This is a genomic window from Pseudomonas sp. SORGH_AS_0199 (assembly GCF_031453735.1).
Lineage (GTDB): Bacteria > Pseudomonadota > Gammaproteobacteria > Pseudomonadales > Pseudomonadaceae > Chryseomonas > Chryseomonas aestiva.
This window is the reverse complement of record NZ_JAVJAE010000001.1, coordinates 2546425-2562712: the sequence shown is the minus strand read 5'-3', so window position 1 is coordinate 2562712 and position 16288 is coordinate 2546425. Positions and strand designations below refer to the sequence as shown.

The window sequence follows — 16288 nt, the reverse complement described above, 5'->3', positions numbered from 1 at the left end:
GGAGCGGCCCATGGCCGCGATGAAGACAGTTGCGCCTACAGCGGACTCGATCTGTAGGAGCGACCGTAGCGGCGGACCGCCATGGCCGCGATAACCCTGGCCGTGGGTGCTACTCCAACCCCTCGTCCAGCACCAGCACCACCTTGCCGTTCACCTCGTTGCTTTCCAGGGCGGCAAAGGCGGCTTCGGCGTTCTGGGCGGCGAAGCGGCGTTCCAGGTTGACGTTCAGCTTGCCTTCGGCGAACAGCGGCCAGACCCTGGCTTCCAGGGATCTCATGGTCTTGGCCTTGAACTCCACGGATCGATTGCGCAGGGTCGAACCGATGATGCGGATGCGCTTGCCCAGTACCTTGCCCAGATCCATCTCGGCCTGACGACCGCCCATGAGGCCGATCAGCACCCAGCGTCCATCCTGGCCCAGTAGGTCCAGGTTGAGCGACGCATAGTTCGCCCCCACCGGATCGAGGATGACGTGGAAGGGCGCGAAATCGCGCAGGCCTTCCAAATCGGTCTTGCGCAGCACCCCGCCCTCGGCGCCGAGGCGCTCGCAGTGCGCCAGACGATCCTGGGAACCAACGCTGACCCAGCAGGGATTGCCAAAGGCCTTGCACAGCTGGATGGCGGCCGAGCCAACGCCGCTGGCACCGGCATGCAGCAGCACCTTTTCACCCGGCTGCAGGGCGGCCAAGTCGAACAGGTTGCTCCAGGCGGTCGCCCAGACCTCGGGCAGCGCCGCGGCCTCGACCAACGACAGGCCTTCCGGCACGGAAGCGGCCTGGCGCCCATCCACAACCACCTCGCTGGCCATGCCGCCGCCGGCCAGGAGTGCGCAGACGCGATCACCCACCTGCCAGCGCGAATCCGCGGTGGTCTCGCTGACCACCCCGGCGCATTCGAGGCCCAGGGTCGCCGGCGCGCCGGGTGGCGGCGGATAGTTGCCGGCCAGTTGCAGCAGGTCGGCACGGTTGAGGCCGGCGGCCGCCACCTTGATGCGAATTTCCCCTGGCGCCAGAGCGCGAGCGCTCAGTGACTGCCATTCCAGTTGCCCTTCGATACCTTGCAATGCGTTCACGGTGCCTCCATAGTGGCTCAGGCTTTGACGAAAAGCGCCTGCGCCGGCGGGTTCTGCGGGAGTCGAGCGGACCGGAAGACGCGGGGCTGTCACAGCCTTCCCCTCCGATCGCCGCTACCCTTCAGACCGCCGTCAGACGACTTTCGTCAGCGCCCGTCATACTTCCCCTGGCCGCGGAACCGCCCGGGCCGGGAAGGGCCTATAGCCTATTCCTTTCCGTGCATTAGTCGAATACACATGAAGCAGCTCTTGTCCCGTACCGCCCTCGTTGTCCTGCTTGGCGTCAGCGCAACGCCCCTCTTCGCCAAGCCCAACGCGCCGGTAGGCGCCGAGAAACTGCAACCCGACCGCGACCAGGTTATCGCCAGCCTCAACATCGTCGAACTGCTCAAGCGGCACCACTACAGCAAGCCGCCGCTCAACGATGCCCAGTCGATCAAGATCTACGACAGCTATCTGAAGATGCTTGATCCCGGCCGGCTATATTTCAATGCCGCCGACATCCGCGAATTCGATGCCTCGCGCACCCGTTTCGACGACTACCTCAAGCAGGGCAATCTCGAACCGGGCTTCGCCATCTACCGCCGTTATGCCCAGCGCATGACCGAGCGGCTGAACTATGGGCTGGGCCTGCTCAACGCCGGCATCGGCAAGCTCGACTTCAGTGTCGACGAGTCCTTCAACACCAATCGCGAGAAGGCGGCCTGGCCGGCGGACACCGCCGCGCTGGACGATCTCTGGCATCGCAAGCTCAAGGACGAGGTGCTGCGCCTGCGGCTGTCCGGCAAGACCGACCAGCAGATCCAGCAGCAGCTGACCAAGAGGTACAAGAATCAGCTGGCGCGCCTCAACCAGACCCGTGGCGAAGATGTCTTCCAGACCTACATCAATGCCTTCGCCGAGTCCTACGACCCGCACACCCAGTATCTCTCGCCGGAAAGCGCGGAGAACTTCGACATCAACATGAGCCTGTCGCTGGAAGGCATCGGCGCAGTGCTGCAGAACGACAACGACTACGTGCAGATCCTGCGCCTGGTCCCGGCCGGCCCTGCCGACAAGTCCAAGCAGATCGCTCCGGCCGACAAGATCGTCGGCGTCGCCCAGGGTGACGGCGAAATGGTCGATGTCATCGGCTGGCGCCTCGACGAGGTGGTCAAGCTGATCCGCGGGCCCAAGAACTCCAAGGTGCGCCTGGAGATCATCCCGGCGAGCAATGCGCCGAACGACCAGAAGACCAAGATCGTCACCATCACCCGCGAAGCGGTCAAGCTCGAAGAGCAGGCGGCGCAGAAGCACGTGATCGACGTGCCCCACGAGGGCAAGCACTACAAGCTCGGCGTGATCGACGTGCCGGCGTTCTACCTGGACTTCAAGGCCTATCGCGCGGGCGATCCGAACTACAAAAGCACCACGCGTGACGTGAAGAAGCTCATCGGTGAGCTGCAGAAGGAAAAGGTCGACGGCATCGTCCTCGACCTGCGCAACAACGGTGGTGGCTCGCTGCAGGAAGCCACCGAGCTGACCGGGCTGTTCATCGACCAGGGTCCCACCGTGCTGGTGCGCAATGGCGACGGCAAGGTCGAGGTGCTGGCCGACGACGAAGGCGGCGCCTTCTACAAGGGCCCCCTGACCGTGCTGGTCAATCGCCTGTCCGCTTCGGCCTCGGAGATCTTCGCCGGCGCCATGCAGGACTATCACCGCGCGCTGATCGTCGGTGGCCAGACCTTCGGCAAGGGCACCGTGCAGACCATCCAGCCGCTGAACCATGGCGAGCTGAAGCTGACCATCGCCAAGTTCTATCGCGTCTCCGGCCAGAGCACCCAGCATCAGGGCGTCCTGCCGGACATCGATTACCCGGCGGTGGTGGACACCAAGCAGATCGGCGAGAGCGCCCTGCCCGATTCCATGCCCTGGGATACCATCGCCCCGGCGGTGACCGGCCTGAGCAATCCCTTCGCCAACTACCTGCCGGAACTGGTCAAGCGCCATGACGTGCGGGTGCAGAAGGATCCCGACTTCATCTTCGCTGGCGAGCGCCTGAAGCTGGCCCAGGAGCTGGCGGCGGACACCACCGTCAGCCTCAACGAGCAGAAGCGCCGGGCCGAGCAGACCGCCCTGGACAATCGCCAGCTGGCCATGGAAAACCAGCGGCGCCAGGGCAAGGGTGAAGCCCCGCTCAAGGAGCTGAAGAAGATCGACGAGGACAACCCGGCGATCGACGACGACAAGACCAAGCCGCAGGACGACGCCTACCTGATGGAGTCGGGTCATGTACTGCTGGACTATCTCGACCTGAGTCAGACACCACCCAAGCGCTGACATCAAAGCGTCATATCTCTGTCGTGAAATGCCCGGGGGTCGCCAAGTGCGACCCCCGGGCATTTTCGTTTCTGGGTTTCTACAGGCTAACCATGACGCTTAACGACCAGGCTGGGGTGTTGGATCGCATTCTCGCCAACCGCGAGCTGCATTCGCTCTTTCAACCCATAGTGTCCTTGAGCGAGCGACGCATCCTCGGCTACGAGGCGCTCATCCGCGGCGCCTCCAATACTCCGCTGCAATCCCCCCTGCCCCTCTACGCCACCGCGCGCCAGGCCGGTCGCCTGTCCGAACTGGAAAATCGCCGCCCGCCAGCAGTCCTGCCAGACCTTTCGCGAACTGGCCCTGGATGGCCTGCTGTTTCTCAATGTCTGCCCGGAAACCCTGCTGGAGCCGGCGCATCAGTCGGGGCAGACCCTCAAGCTGCTGCAGCGCCTGGGGCTCTCACCGGCCCAGGTGGTGATCGAGCTGACCGAACAGGCGCCCATCGATGACTTCGCGCTGCTGGCCACCGCCCTGCACCACTACCGCGCCATGGGCTTCTCCATCGCCCTCGATGATCTGGGCGCGGGCTATTCCAGCCTCCGGCGCTGGTCGGAGTTGCGCCCGGACTTCGTCAAGATCGATCGGCATTTCATCGAATCCATCCACCGCGATGCGGTGAAACGCGAATTCGTCGGCTCCATCCTGAAGATGGCCGAAGCCTCCCGGGCCCAGGTGATCGCCGAGGGCATCGAGACCCACGAAGAGCTGTCGACCCTGGCTAGCATGGGCATCGACCTGGTGCAGGGCTATCTGCTGGGCCGCCCGACGGCGGCCCCGCCGCGCGAGATCCAGACCCTGCTGCCGGTGATCACCACCCGCAGTTCCGATTTCGCCGAGGAAGCGACCACCGTCGCCAGCCTCAGGGTCGAGCAGGTCGCGGTCGGCCAGGACATGCTGATCCCCGAGGTACTGGAGCGCTTCCGCCTGCAACCCAGCCTCAATACCCTGGCGGTGGTGGACGAGGACGATCGCCCGGTGGGCATCGTCCATCACCACGAGCTGAGTTCGGCGCTGCTCAAGCCCTTCGCCCACGAAGTGTTCGCGCGCAAGCCCATCGCCCGGCTGATGAGCCAGGATTTCCTGGCCACCGAAACCAACCAGTCGCTGCAGCAGGTCAGCCGGCTGCTCACCGCGCGGGCACGCCAGCGCATCGAAGAGGATTTCATCATTACCGAGGGCGGTCGCTATGTCGGGGTCGGTCGGGTGATGGATGTCCTGCGGCTGATTACCGAGCAGCGCATCCAGCAGGCCAAGCACGCCAACCCCCTCACCCAGCTGCCCGGCAACGTGCCCATCCAGCAGTGCCTCACGCGCTTGCTGGATCAGCAGCGCGAAGCCGTGGTGTGCTACGTCGACATCGATGGCTTCAAGCCCTTCAACGATCTCTATGGCTACGCCAAGGGCGACGAGGTGCTGCTCTCGCTGGCGCAGACCCTCTCCGAACGCCTGGATCCGCAGCAGGACTTCGTCGGCCATATCGGTGGCGACGACTTTCTGGTGGTGCTGGGTTCCTCGGACTGGCGACAGCGACTCAACGGCCTGATGGCGGGCTTCCAGGAGCGCTGCCGGCATTTCTATCGCAGCGAGCACCTGGAAGCCGGCTGCTTTCTCGCCTACGACAGAGACGGCCGCCGCCGCGAGTATCCGCTGCTGTCGCTGTCACTGGGGGTCGTGGAGCTGGACAAGGAGGCCGGCAAGCGGGTGGATGCCAGCGGCCTGGCCGGCCTTGCCTCGGAAGCCAAGCGCAACGCCAAGAGGGTGCCCGGCTACAGCCTGCACCTGATGCGGGCTTGAACCCTATTCAAGGCGATGGTCGGGATAGCGGTGGTCGAATACCCGGGTCACCTCGGCCGCGTGCCAGCTGACTGCATCGCTCACCGGCGGCGAGCCGTCCAGGGCACCCAGGCGCAGGGCGCAGTCGAAGAAACCTTCACGAGGGATGCGCGTCCCGCTCTGGCTCACCACCAGCGCACTGCGCAGGGGCCGGCCCTCGCGACGGTCGAGGGCCGCCAAATACTCCAGAGCGGTGGTCAGAGTCACCATCGCCGGCTGGGGCAGCCCCAGCCGTTCGATCACCGAGCGATAGGTCAGCAGGCTGCGGCTGCGCCGCGCACTTTCCAGTTCATCCAGCAAGGCCAGCCAGTGCTGGCGACTGATGCGTACGCTCAAGCCATTCAGTCCCGCAGCTGATCGAGGGCGACACCCGCCGCCGGCCGTTCGTGTCGGTCGGGCAGCGCGGCCAGAGCCGCCTGCTGACTTGCGGTACGGTTGGCGCGCCAGGCTAGGAAGCCATCCAGCTCGTCGCTGCAGGCCTTGCCGACCCAGGCCAGCACGGCGAGGTCGTCGAGCAGACCGAACATGGGCACCCAGTCGGGAATGAGGTCAATAGGCAGCAGGAAATAGACCAGGCCGCCGGCTACGGTCAGCAGCGTCTTGCGGCTGACCCCGCGATACTCGCCGCGCCACCAGGCCAGCAGCAACTGATGGAACAGCCCCAGGGTCTCACGGGCTTCGCCCAGCTTGAGTCCACGCTTGCTGGTCTTGCGCGCGACGCCGAGCAGCAGCGCCGGCAGGCGGCCACGGATCAGCAGGCGCTGGGCGATACCCAGATAGCGATCAAAATTCTTCGGCGGCTTCATGGACACCTCGAGCAATGGAGAACGGAGGGCAGCAACCCATTTGGCGCAGGGCTTTTCACCCCAGCTTTGATCGCACCGCTGCGTCAGGGTTTCCCGCCGCCCAACGTAAAACGCCCTGCAAGGCAGGGCGTCTGATACAGCAGGAGCGGCTTACTTCTTGGCCGGGGCCTTTTCGGCAGCGGCCGGCGCATCGGCAGCCGGAGCGACCGGGGCGTCTTCGGCGTCGGCAGCAGCGGCGTCCTTGATGCCGAGCAGTTCCAGGTCGAACACCAGCACCGAGTTGGCCGGGATCGCCGGGCTCGGGCTCTGGGCGCCGTAGGCCAGCTCGGAGGGGATGTACAGCTTGATCTTCTCGCCGACATGCATCAGTTGTAGCGCCTCGACCCAACCCGGAATCACGCCGTTGACCGGCAGGTCGATCGGGGTGCCACGCTTGATGGAGCTGTCGAACACGGTACCGTCGACCAGCTTGCCCTCGTAGTGCACGGTGACCACGTCGGTGGGCTTGGGCTGCGGGCCGTCGGCCTTCTTGACCACTTCGTACTGCAGGCCGGAGGCGGTGGTGATCACACCAGGCTTCTTGCCGTTCTCTTCAAGAAACTTCTTGCCGGCCTTGGCGTTGTCTTCGCTGACCTTGGTCATCTTCTCTTCGGCACGCTTCTGCAGGGCGGCGAAGGCTTCGGTCAGCTGCTGATCGGTCAGCTTCTGGTCCTTCTTGCCAACGGCGTCCTCGATACCCAGGGCGACGGCCTTGGGATCCAGGTCATCGATACCTTCCTGGGCCAGGCTCTTGCCCATGTTCAGGCCGATGCCGTAGGACGCCTTCTGGGCCGGGCTTTCCAGCTCGACCTTGGGCTTGGAGTCGCAGCCGCCCAGAACCAGACCCACCAGGGCCACCGCTGCTGCCAACCGATACTGTTTCATGTTGATTCCTTATCCGTGCGCATTGTGCGCGTTCAAATAACTGATCGAGCTTACAAGGAGACCTGCTCGCTTGCCATCGTCAGGCCTCTAAATGGCTGCAAAGGATAAGATTTCAAGCTTAGGTCTGCCTGAACATCGCGTGAACGAGCGGCGGGCAATCCCTGCGACGTCTTGTCCGGGGTGCCCGAGCAGTGGCGACCGGCGCGAGTCCAGGCGCTAGACTAGCGCCTTCTTCAGTGCCTGCCAGAGACCTCCATGTTCGAGCCCAACGATCTGAATCGCCCGCCCCTCGACCTCGCCCGCGAATCGCGCAAGGCCGGCGGCTACGGCCTGCTGTACTCGGTGCTGCTGGCGATCGGCATCCTGCTCTATCACCACTGGGTGCCCAGCGCCTTCCCCGGCAGCCTGCTGGAAATGTCCCTGGCGCTGCCCATCATCCTGTTCGCCGGCAGCGCCGTGTACTACCTGAACATGGTGCGCAAGTGCGAACGCCTGCAGCGCGAGGAAGACGAAAAAGCTGGCAAGGGCAAGGCCAAGCGCCGCTGACCGCGCTGAACGTCACCGCCCGCGCCCGGTCGATTGCAGACCACGACCGGCGCTGGAGGCGCGATGCTGACCATCACCGATCTGCACAAGAGTTATCCCACGCCCCAGGGGCCGCTGCCGGTCCTGCGCGGCGTGGACCTGAGCCTGGCGCGGGGCGCGAGTCTGGCGCTCATGGGCGAATCCGGCAGTGGCAAGAGCACCCTGCTGCATCTGGTCGCCGGTCTCGACCGGCCTGACCGAGGCGATATCCAGGCCGCGGGCCAGGCACTCGCCAGCCTCAACGAGCGTGACCTCGCCACCTGGCGCCGCGAGGGCATCGGGCTGATCTTCCAGCAATTCAATCTGATCGCCAGTCTGACCGTGGCCGACAATCTCGCCTTCCAGGCCCGGCTGGCCGGCCGCCATGATCCGCGCTGGCAAGCCGAGCTGGCCGAACGCCTGGGCCTGGCCACCCTGCTGGAACGCTATCCGGAACAGCTCTCCGGCGGCCAGCAGCAGCGCGTGGCCCTGGGGCGGGCGCTCGCCTCCCGGCCACCCCTGCTGCTCGCCGATGAACCCACCGGCAATCTCGACGAAGCCAGTGGCGACCAGGCCCTCGCCCTGTTGCTGGAACTGGTGGCCGAGACCGGCAGCAGCCTGCTGATGGTGACCCACAGCGCGCGTATCGCCAGTCATCTCGATCGCACCCTGCAACTGGAACGCGGACGTCTCGGCGGCGCAGCCGTGGGCCCATCATGAGGCTGCTCTACTGGAGTCTGCACAGCCTGGTCAGTCACTGGCGGCGGCATCCCCTGCAACTCGCCGGCCTGGTCGCCGGCCTGTGGCTGGCGACCGCACTGCTGACCGGAGTGCTGGCGCTCAACGCCCAGGCCCGCCAGAGCTATGCCCAGGCCAGCGCCCTCTTCGGCGCCGACCAGTCGAGTCTTGAAGCCCCCGACGGCAAGCGCTTGCCCCAGGCGCTGTTCGTTGAACTGCGCCGCCAGGGCTGGCCGGTGTCGCCCGTCCTACAGGGGCGCCTGACCCTGGCCGAGCGCGAGGGCGCCCTGCCACTGCTGGGCATCGAACCGGTCAGTCTGCCCAGCGATCGCGGCGTGACGGCCAGCGCACCGCCAGAGGCCCTGTTCGACTTCCTCGGTCCGACCGGGACCACCTGGATCGCGCCAGAGACGCTGCGTGAATGGCGGCTGCAGGCCGGCGCGGTGCTGCATCGCGCCGATGGCCTGGTGCTGCCACCGTTGCAGCCGCGCCCCGGCCTGGCGCCCGGTACCCTGGTAATGGACATCGGCCAGGCTCAGCGCCTGCTGGACGCGCCAGACCAGCTTTCCCGGCTGATCCTGCCAAAGACCTTCCAACGTGCCCTGCCCACCCTGGACGGGGTCAGCCTGCAACGGGTGGAGAATGACCAGGGCGCCGAACTGGACCGCCTGACCGACAGCTTCCACCTTAACCTGCTGGCACTCGGCCTGCTGGCCTTTGCCGTCGGCCTGTTCATTGTCCATGCCGCGACCGGTCTGGCGCTGGAACAGCGCCGGGCCCTACTGCGTACCCTGCGCGCCTGTGGCCTGTCGGCCGCGACCCTGGTACTGGCGCTGACCCTGGAGCTGGCGCTGATCGCCCTGGGGGCGGGCGCCCTGGGGGTTGCCAGCGGGTACCTTCTGGCGGCGCTGTTGCTACCCGATGTGGCGGCCAGCCTGCGCGGCCTCTACGGCGCCGAAATCGCCGGCAGCCTGACCCTGAGTCCGGCCTGGTGGCTGGCCGGCCTCGGCCTCAGCCTGGGTGGAGCCCTGCTGGCCGGTGCCGATGGTCTGTGGCGCGCGGCGCGGCTACCGCTGCTGGCCCTGGCCCAGGGCGAGGCCTGGCGCGCTGCCCATGGCCGCTGGCTGCGTCGCCAGGCGCTGGGTGCCCTGCTGGTGGGCCTGGCGGCGCTGGTCCTCTGGCTGGGCGGCAACAGCCTGGCCAGCGGCCTGGCCCTGCTGGGTTGCCTCCTGCTGGCTGCCGCGCTGGCGTTGCCCCCGCTGCTGAGCGCCCTGCTGGATCTCCTGCTGAAGCGGGCACGGAGGCCACTTTCGCGCTGGTTCCTGGCCGACGCCCGACAACAGTTGCCCGGACTGTCCCAGGCGCTGATGGCGTTGTTGCTGGCCCTGGCGGCCAATGTCGGCGCCGGCAGCATGACCGAGGGTTTTCGCCGCACCTTCGATGGCTGGCTCGACCAGCGCCTGGCCGCCGAACTCTATCTGCGCCCGCAGGACGCTGCCCAGGCGGCGACCCTGCTCGACTGGCTGCCCCGCCAATCCAGCGTGCGCGCGGTACTGCCGGTGTACGAACGGGAGACGGGTATTCAAGGCCAGCCATCTACCCTGAGCGGTATCCTCGACGCCGATCTCTATCGGCGACACTGGCCGCTGCTCGATGCCGGCGACGAGGCCTGGACGCCGTTCTTCGCCGGTGATGGCCTGATGCTCAGCGAGCAACTGGCCCGCCGCCTGGGGGTGGTCAAGGGGCAACGGCTGGAGCTGCAGGGCAGCCAGGGTCGCTGGTCCGCCCCGGTGCTCGCCACCTATGCCGACTATGGCAATCCGCGCGGCCACCTGCTGCTGCCTCAGGCTCGCCTGCGGGCGCTGTGGCCGGATGCCGCCCTAGTGCGCATCGTCGTCCGCATGGCGCCGGCGCAGGTGGAGGCCCTGCGCAGCGAGCTGCAGCAGCGCTTCGGGCTGGACGCCAGTCACTCCATCGATCAGGGTCAGCTGCGGCGTTATGCCGACCAGGTCTTCGAGCGCACCTTCAGCGCCACCGCGGCGCTCAATGCCCTGACCCTGGCGGTGGCCGGTCTTGCCCTGTTCATCGCCCTGCTCGGCCAGGCGCAACGCCGTCTCGGCCAGCTCGCGCCACTCTGGGCGCTGGGCATCGAGCGTCCGCGGCTGATCCTGCTCAGTCTGGGCCAGTTGCTGGGGCTCGCCCTGCTGACCCTGGCACTGGCCATCCCGTTGGGCATCCTGCTCGCCTGGTGCCTGGTGGCGGTGGTGAACGTCCAGGCCTTTGGCTGGCGATTGCCGCTGCAGGTCTTTCCGGGCCAGCTGTTGGCGCTCTCCGCCATTGCCCTGCTGGCAACCCTGCTGGCGGCCGCCTGGCCCCTGCTTCGGCTGCAGCGCAGTCAACCGCTGGATCTGCTGCGAGAACTCGGTAATGAACGCTAGGGTCCTGCTGGTCGCATTCCTGCTGCTCACCGGTTGCGACGAGCAGCCGCCGTCCGCAGGCTTCGCCGGCCTCGGCCAGGGCAGCGAGAACTTCGCCGCGGTGGTGCCCGGCAAGGTCTTCAGCTTTCCGGCCGATCACGGCGCCCACCCGGATTTCCGCATCGAATGGTGGTACGTCACGGCCAACCTCAGCGATGCCGAGGGCCATCAATACGGCGTGCAATGGACGCTGTTCCGCAGCGCCCTGCGCCCCGGCGCCGACCAGCCCGGCTGGAGCAACGGCAACCTCTGGCTGGGCCATGCCGGCCTTACCAGCGAGACCCGCCAGTTTTCCGCCCAGACCCAGGGTCGCGGCGGCATCGGCCAGGCCGGGGTGACCGCCGCGCCCTTTTCCGCCTGGATCGACGACTGGCGGCTGAGCGGAGACCTGAACGGACGCGCCGAGGTTCGGGCCCAGGGTCCGGGCTTCGCCTACCGGCTGAATCTCGCCGCCAGCGGCCCGCTGGTGCTCCAGGGCGAAGGCGGGGTGAGTCGCAAATCCGCCAGTGGCCAGGCGTCCTACTACTACAGCCAGCCGTTCTTCCAGGCCCAGGGCGAATTGGAGATCGAAGGCCGGCGTGTGCCGGTCAAGGGCCTGGCCTGGCTGGATCGCGAATGGAGCAGCCAGCACCTGGCCGCGGACCAGCTCGGCTGGGACTGGTTTTCCCTGCACCTGGACGACGGTCGCCAACTGATGCTCTATCGCCTGCGCCAGGCCGACGGCCAGCACTATCTATTCGGCAACCTGATCGGTGCCGACGGCCACAACCAGCCCCTACATCCCGGCGATATCCGCCTGGCGCCGGAGTCCACCCACAGGGTCGCCGGACGCGAGGTGCCGGTACGCTGGTCCATCACCCTGCCGGGGCAGCAGCTCGATCTGCATATCGCGGCGGTCAACCCCGATGCCTGGATGGCCCTGGGCACGCCCTACTGGGAAGGTCCGGTAAGGGTGGAGGGCAGCGCCAAGGGGGTGGGCTATCTGGAAATGACGGGGTACTGAAAAAAGCCGCAAAACGCGCCCTGGCCGCCTCTCGCATCGGAACTCCCAGCCCTGCCCTCGCCTCGAATCCCTAACTCCCCCTGCCGCCGCGCAGGGCTCGTTAGCGTGATAACCGAGGTGTGTCGATGAATGTCAAAGAGCTGAATCAGCAGGTCAAGGCCGGCGCGGTCAAGGAAGTCAACCTGGTGTCCATGGAAGGCGGCTCCTACGTCATCCATGCCTTGGTGGAAGGCACCTCGGTACCGGTCGCCGATGACAAGGGCGCGACCCTGCACGTGGCCTCGGTGGAAGAAGCCCGGCGTATCCTCGACGACGTCAAGGAGGTGCGCCTGTTCATCGCCCAGCCAGCGGTCTATGAAGAGATGGTCGGCCAGCCGGTGAGCGAGACCGATTCCCGCGAAGAGATCCCGCTGCGCTCGAAGGTCGAGAATCGCTGAGCCGCATTCCTCCGCCGTCGCCGGCTACCGACGGCGACGCCGCCCCGTCATGACCCGGATCTCGCCGACCGGCGTCATCTTCCAACGATCTGGCCTTGGCAAATACTCGCCCAATACACATTGTTATACTATAACAATATCAAGTTCGCCTGAGGATGACGCCGTGTCCGTTGCCAGTCCTGCCCACGCGCCTGCTCGCTCCAACGAAGAGATCGCCTGCCTCGCCGGCGCCAAGGCTGCCCTGCACACCTGGGCGGCGACCGTCGCCACCCGCGATGTGGAAGCCATTCTTGCGCTCTATGCGCCCGACGCCATCCTGGTGCCGACGCTTTCCAACGAGGTGCGGGACTGCGAGGACAGCCGGCGGGAATATTTCCGCAATTTCCTCGCCAATGAGGGGCTGGTGTGCGACGTGGAGATCTTCAAGAAGAGGGTCAGCAGCAAACTCAGCACCGTGGTGGTCGGCGGCCTCTATGTCTTCCACTATCGCGATGGCGAGCAGGTCATCAGTGTGCCCGCACGCTTTCTCTTCACCTTCGAGCAGATCGACGGCCGCTGGCTGATCACCGGCCACCATTCCTCCCGAGAGGCCTGATCCAGAGCGGTTGCATTTTGTAAAACTGCAAGCCTTGCCGAATGTGCGCGAGTTCGAAATCCTGTCCTGGTGACCCGGGCCCCTCTGACGGTATGTGCCGCCATGTCGAGTCATAGTCTTGAAACTTGACTAAGGAGGGGCTCATGAACGCCCTGCATGCATTCTTCTTCGCCGACTTCCTCGGCACCGCCACCTGGATGTGGCTGACCTTCTTCGCCGTCGTCATCGCCCTGCTGGCCTTCGACCTGGGTGTCCTCCACAAGGAGAACAAGCCCATCGAGGTCAAGGAAAGCCTGCTGCTGTCCGCGGGCTACATCACCGCGGGCCTGCTGTTCGCCCTCTTCGTCTGGCAGCTCAAGGGCGCCGATGCCAGCCTCGACTACGTCACCGGGTTCCTGATCGAGAAGTCGCTGTCCATGGACAACGTCTTCCTCATGGCGGTGATCTTCGGCTTCTTCGCCATCCCGCGGGAATACCAGCACCGGGTGCTGTTCTGGGGCATTCTCGGGGTGATCGTGCTGCGCGCCATCATGATCGGCCTGGGCGCCGCCCTGATCCATCAGTTCGACTGGATCCTCTATGTCTTTGGCGCCTTCCTGGTAATCACCGGGGTCAAGATGCTGTTCGCCAAGGTGGACGAAGAGCCCAAGCTCGACGACAACTTCTTCATCAAATTCCTGCGCAAGAAGCTGCGCGTGACCGACGAGCTGCACGGCCAGCATTTCTTCGTGCGCCAGCCCGATGCCAGCGGCAAGACGGTGCTCTGGGTGACGCCGATGTTCCTGGCGCTGATCGTGATCGAGTGCGCCGACCTGGTGTTCGCGGTGGACAGCGTGCCGGCGATCTTCGCCATCACCCAGGATCCCTTCATCGTCTACACCTCCAACGTCTTCGCCATCCTTGGCCTGCGCGCCCTGTACTTCGCCCTGGCGGCGATGATCCATCGCTTCGCCTATCTCAAGTACGCCCTGGCGCTGGTGCTGGTGTTCATCGGCTGCAAGATCTTCCTGGTGGGCATCATCGGCAAGATCCCCCCGGCGATCTCCCTGAGCGTGACCCTGGGCCTGCTGGCCGGTGGCGTGCTGGTGTCGCTGTACAAGACCCGCAGCGAGGCCAAGCCCACCGCTGCCGGTCATGAGCCGCGCGACTCCCTGAACAGGCCTTCGTGAAGGAGCGGACGACCATGACTACCAGAGCCATCCTCGGACTCGCCGGCATTCTCCTGCTACTTGGTCTCGGCGGTTGCGACAGTGCCGAGAAGGCCGCGGACAGCTTCGCCACCAAGGTGGAGGAAGCCGCTCGCGAACAGGCGCGGGAAACCCTCGGTGGAACGCTCGACGAGCTGAACAAGAAGGTCGACGAGGCCCAGAATCAGGGCCGCGCCTGGCTGGATCAGCATCGGCCGAAGTCGGAAAAGGAAGAGGCGGCACCGCCCAGGGCCAACCGGCCGGTGGAGGGAGTGGAGACCTGAGAGAGGGATCGCCCTGGCGGCAATCCTGGAATCACGGCGGACCTCAACGTCTCTTGATCGCGGCCATGGCGGTCCGCCGATGCGGCCGCTCCTACAGCTAACCTGAAGGGTTGGAGCACTGCCCTAATCGCACAACATGGTCGACGCCCCTAAGCGAGGTCTGTAGGAGCGGCCCATGGCCGCGATTACCATCAACGGCACCACATGGGATCGTAGCGTGGAAAACGGCGTAGCCTTTTCCACCGGGGCTTCGTGGCGAAGGCACCCTCACCCCAACACTCTCCCGAGGGGAGAGGGAGCTATCCGGGCGGGCATTCATCTCCATCGGCACCGGCACGCTCGCGATCCGCCGCCATTGCCCAGTCCACAGGCGCGGGCCAAGGCCACGATGGAGACAGGACGTTACCTCTGTCCTACGCTAATACACCGCCAGGACCTCCTGCCGGTGCACCTTGCCTTCCACCGTCACCGCCACCTCATCGCCCTCCTCCCGCCCCAGCAATGCCTGACCCAAGGGTGCGTGGGGCGAGATCACCAGGACATCGTGGCCATCCAGCCTGACCTTGAGTCCCGCTGCATCCGGGCCGAGGAACATCCAGCGGCTGGCCGTCGCGGTGGTCAACTCGACCAGGGCACCGACGCGAATGCCGTCGTTCATGGCCACGGGTGTCAGCGCCCGGTAGGCCGCCAGGGCCAGCTCGATCTCGTGCAGGCGACGGCGTTGGCCATCCGCCAGATAGGCCGCTTCCAGACCGCGGGTGTCGTACTTGTTCTCAGCCTTGCTTTCGCTGTGGGTGGCCGCCTCGTGACTGGCCGCCAGTTGCTGGCTGATGACCTCGCGGTCGGCTTCCAGGGCCTGAAGAATGAGGGGAAGCAGTCGCGCTTTGTCCATGAACCGGTCGCCGGAGCAAAGGGTGCGAGCCTAAGGCCAAAACCCGCTCGCTGCCAGTCCCCGGAGAACGTCCGTCCGGCCATTAGAACCCGCACGCGGGCCACCGGTCAGTACAAGGCAGAATGTAACAGGGCATAACAGATGCACACTCGTACCGGACTTACCTTGCTGGCTCGCGGCGGCTACGCCGCTCGTGGCCTCGTCTATCTCATCATCGGCGTCCTGGCGCTGCTCGCCGCACGCGGCTCCGGCCAGCCGGCGGACAGCCACGACAGCCTGGAAGCCCTGCTCGCCCAGCCCTTCGGACACTTTCTGGTCGGCCTGGTGGTGATCGGTCTGATCGCCTTCGCGGCCTGGCGTATTCTCCAGGCCATCCGCGATGTCGATGACCATGGCAGCAAGCCCAAGGGCCTGGTGATCCGCGCCGGCCTGCTGGTGGGCGGCATCACCTATGGCGCCCTGGCCTTCTTCGCCCTGGGGCTGCTGATCAGCGGTCTGCGCCAGAGCGGTGGTTCGGGTGGGGAAACCAACGACCTGCTGCAGATGATCCTCGGCTGGCGCTATTCCAATCTGCTGGTCTACGTCGCCGCACTGATCCCCCTGGGGGTGGGCCTCGCCCATTTCGTGAAGGGCTGGAAGGCCAGCTTCGAACGTTATCTCCAAGCCAGTCCCGAACAGCTGCGCCTGATTCGGCCCATCGGTCGCTTCGGCCTGATCGCTCGGGGCGTGGCCTTCGTCGAGATCGCCGTCCTGCTGGTGGTCAGCGGTTCGCGCTACCAGGCGCTGCATCCGCCGGGCATGAAGGACGCCCTGAACGGCCTGCAGAATCTACCCTTCGGCGGACTGGTGTTGTCGGTGGTAGGCCTGGGCCTGATTGCCTTTGCCTTCTACAGCTTCGCGGAAGCCTGGTGGCGGCGTATCGAGATGGACCTGCCGGATGTGGGCGGCTCGCTGCGCCAGGTGCTGCCACGCTAGGCCCGCACCAGACGTTCATACATCGCGGGCCAGTGGCTGGGTGGCTGTCCGTCCAGAGCATCTAGTAGTCGTCCGGACAGTGAGCGAAAGACGGGCGGCGGGCGCCAACCCATGCTGGGAGACGCTCCGCCACGCGG

General features: G+C 65.9%; 15 protein-coding genes and 1 pseudogene. 11 read left to right on the top strand and 5 right to left on the bottom strand.

Annotation, left to right across the window (positions count from 1 at the left end; genetic code table 11):
- Positions 1-109: 109 nt before the first annotated feature.
- The gene (locus QE444_RS12035) at positions 110-1072 is read right to left on the bottom strand and encodes an NAD(P)H-quinone oxidoreductase (RefSeq protein ID WP_187979033.1); all 963 of its coding nucleotides are present in this window, start codon (positions 1070-1072) and stop codon (positions 110-112) included.
- A 237-nt stretch (positions 1073-1309) separates the two neighbouring features.
- Between QE444_RS12035 and QE444_RS12030 the strand changes: the two genes are divergently transcribed.
- Both QE444_RS12030 and QE444_RS12025 read left to right on the top strand, forming a co-directional pair.
- Positions 1310-3391 carry a carboxy terminal-processing peptidase gene (locus tag QE444_RS12030; RefSeq protein ID WP_187979032.1) on the top strand — a complete coding sequence of 694 codons (2082 nt, stop codon included), beginning with the start codon at positions 1310-1312 and terminating at the stop codon, positions 3389-3391.
- Positions 3392-3483: 92 nt separating this feature from the next.
- A pseudogene (locus tag QE444_RS12025) lies at positions 3484-5230 on the top strand (EAL domain-containing protein).
- 3 nt (positions 5231-5233) lie between these two features.
- Here QE444_RS12025 and QE444_RS12020 read toward each other — a convergent pair.
- The 3 genes from QE444_RS12020 to QE444_RS12010 all read right to left on the bottom strand — a co-directional run bounded on the left by QE444_RS12020 (position 5234) and on the right by QE444_RS12010 (position 6999).
- Positions 5234-5605: a hypothetical protein gene (locus QE444_RS12020; RefSeq protein WP_133859354.1), complete on the bottom strand. Its 372-nt coding sequence runs from the start codon at positions 5603-5605 to the stop codon at positions 5234-5236.
- 5 nt (positions 5606-5610) lie between these two features.
- A complete protein-coding gene (locus QE444_RS12015; RefSeq protein ID WP_280307093.1) occupies positions 5611-6075 on the bottom strand; it encodes a YkvA family protein in 465 nt (154 codons plus the stop codon).
- 150 nt (positions 6076-6225) lie between these two features.
- Positions 6226-6999, bottom strand: coding sequence for an FKBP-type peptidyl-prolyl cis-trans isomerase (locus QE444_RS12010; RefSeq protein WP_280307091.1), 774 nt, complete (start codon positions 6997-6999; stop codon positions 6226-6228).
- 255 nt (positions 7000-7254) lie between these two features.
- Here QE444_RS12010 and QE444_RS12005 point away from each other — a divergent pair, with 255 nt between their 5' ends.
- The 8 genes from QE444_RS12005 (at position 7255) to QE444_RS11970 (ending at position 14284) form a co-directional block, all read left to right on the top strand.
- Complete coding sequence (locus QE444_RS12005; protein WP_187979031.1) at positions 7255-7545, top strand: hypothetical protein; 291 nt, start codon at positions 7255-7257, stop codon at positions 7543-7545.
- Positions 7546-7608: 63 nt separating this feature from the next.
- On the top strand, positions 7609-8283 hold the full coding sequence (locus QE444_RS12000) for an ABC transporter ATP-binding protein (protein WP_285388480.1): 675 nt from the start codon (positions 7609-7611) through the stop codon (positions 8281-8283).
- Positions 8280-10739, top strand: a complete 2460-nt coding sequence (locus tag QE444_RS11995) for an FtsX-like permease family protein (RefSeq protein ID WP_280307088.1) — start codon at positions 8280-8282, stop codon at positions 10737-10739. The genes QE444_RS12000 and QE444_RS11995 overlap by 4 nt, the downstream gene beginning before the upstream one ends.
- On the top strand, positions 10729-11781 hold the full coding sequence (locus tag QE444_RS11990; RefSeq protein ID WP_280307086.1) for a lipocalin-like domain-containing protein: 1053 nt from the start codon (positions 10729-10731) through the stop codon (positions 11779-11781). Before QE444_RS11995 ends, QE444_RS11990 begins: the two co-directional genes overlap by 11 nt.
- Positions 11782-11906: 125 nt before the next feature.
- Positions 11907-12218 carry a DUF6482 family protein gene (locus QE444_RS11985; RefSeq protein ID WP_309738713.1) on the top strand — a complete coding sequence of 104 codons (312 nt, stop codon included), beginning with the start codon at positions 11907-11909 and terminating at the stop codon, positions 12216-12218.
- A gap of 163 nt (positions 12219-12381) precedes the next feature.
- The gene (locus tag QE444_RS11980) at positions 12382-12813 is read left to right on the top strand and encodes a DUF4440 domain-containing protein (protein ID WP_187979026.1); all 432 of its coding nucleotides are present in this window, start codon (positions 12382-12384) and stop codon (positions 12811-12813) included.
- Positions 12814-12956: 143 nt separating this feature from the next.
- Positions 12957-13982, top strand: coding sequence for a TerC family protein (locus tag QE444_RS11975; RefSeq protein ID WP_309738710.1), 1026 nt, complete (start codon positions 12957-12959; stop codon positions 13980-13982).
- A gap of 14 nt (positions 13983-13996) precedes the next feature.
- Positions 13997-14284, top strand: coding sequence for a hypothetical protein (locus QE444_RS11970; RefSeq protein ID WP_285388492.1), 288 nt, complete (start codon positions 13997-13999; stop codon positions 14282-14284).
- 418 nt (positions 14285-14702) lie between these two features.
- Here the strand turns inward: QE444_RS11970 and QE444_RS11965 are convergent, their stop codons facing one another.
- Positions 14703-15176: a GreA/GreB family elongation factor gene (locus QE444_RS11965; RefSeq protein WP_309738706.1), complete on the bottom strand. Its 474-nt coding sequence runs from the start codon at positions 15174-15176 to the stop codon at positions 14703-14705.
- A gap of 141 nt (positions 15177-15317) precedes the next feature.
- On the opposite strand from QE444_RS11965, the gene QE444_RS11960 reads away from it, so the two are divergent.
- A complete protein-coding gene (locus QE444_RS11960; protein WP_309738704.1) occupies positions 15318-16151 on the top strand; it encodes a DUF1206 domain-containing protein in 834 nt (277 codons plus the stop codon).
- Positions 16152-16288 lie beyond the last annotated feature (137 nt).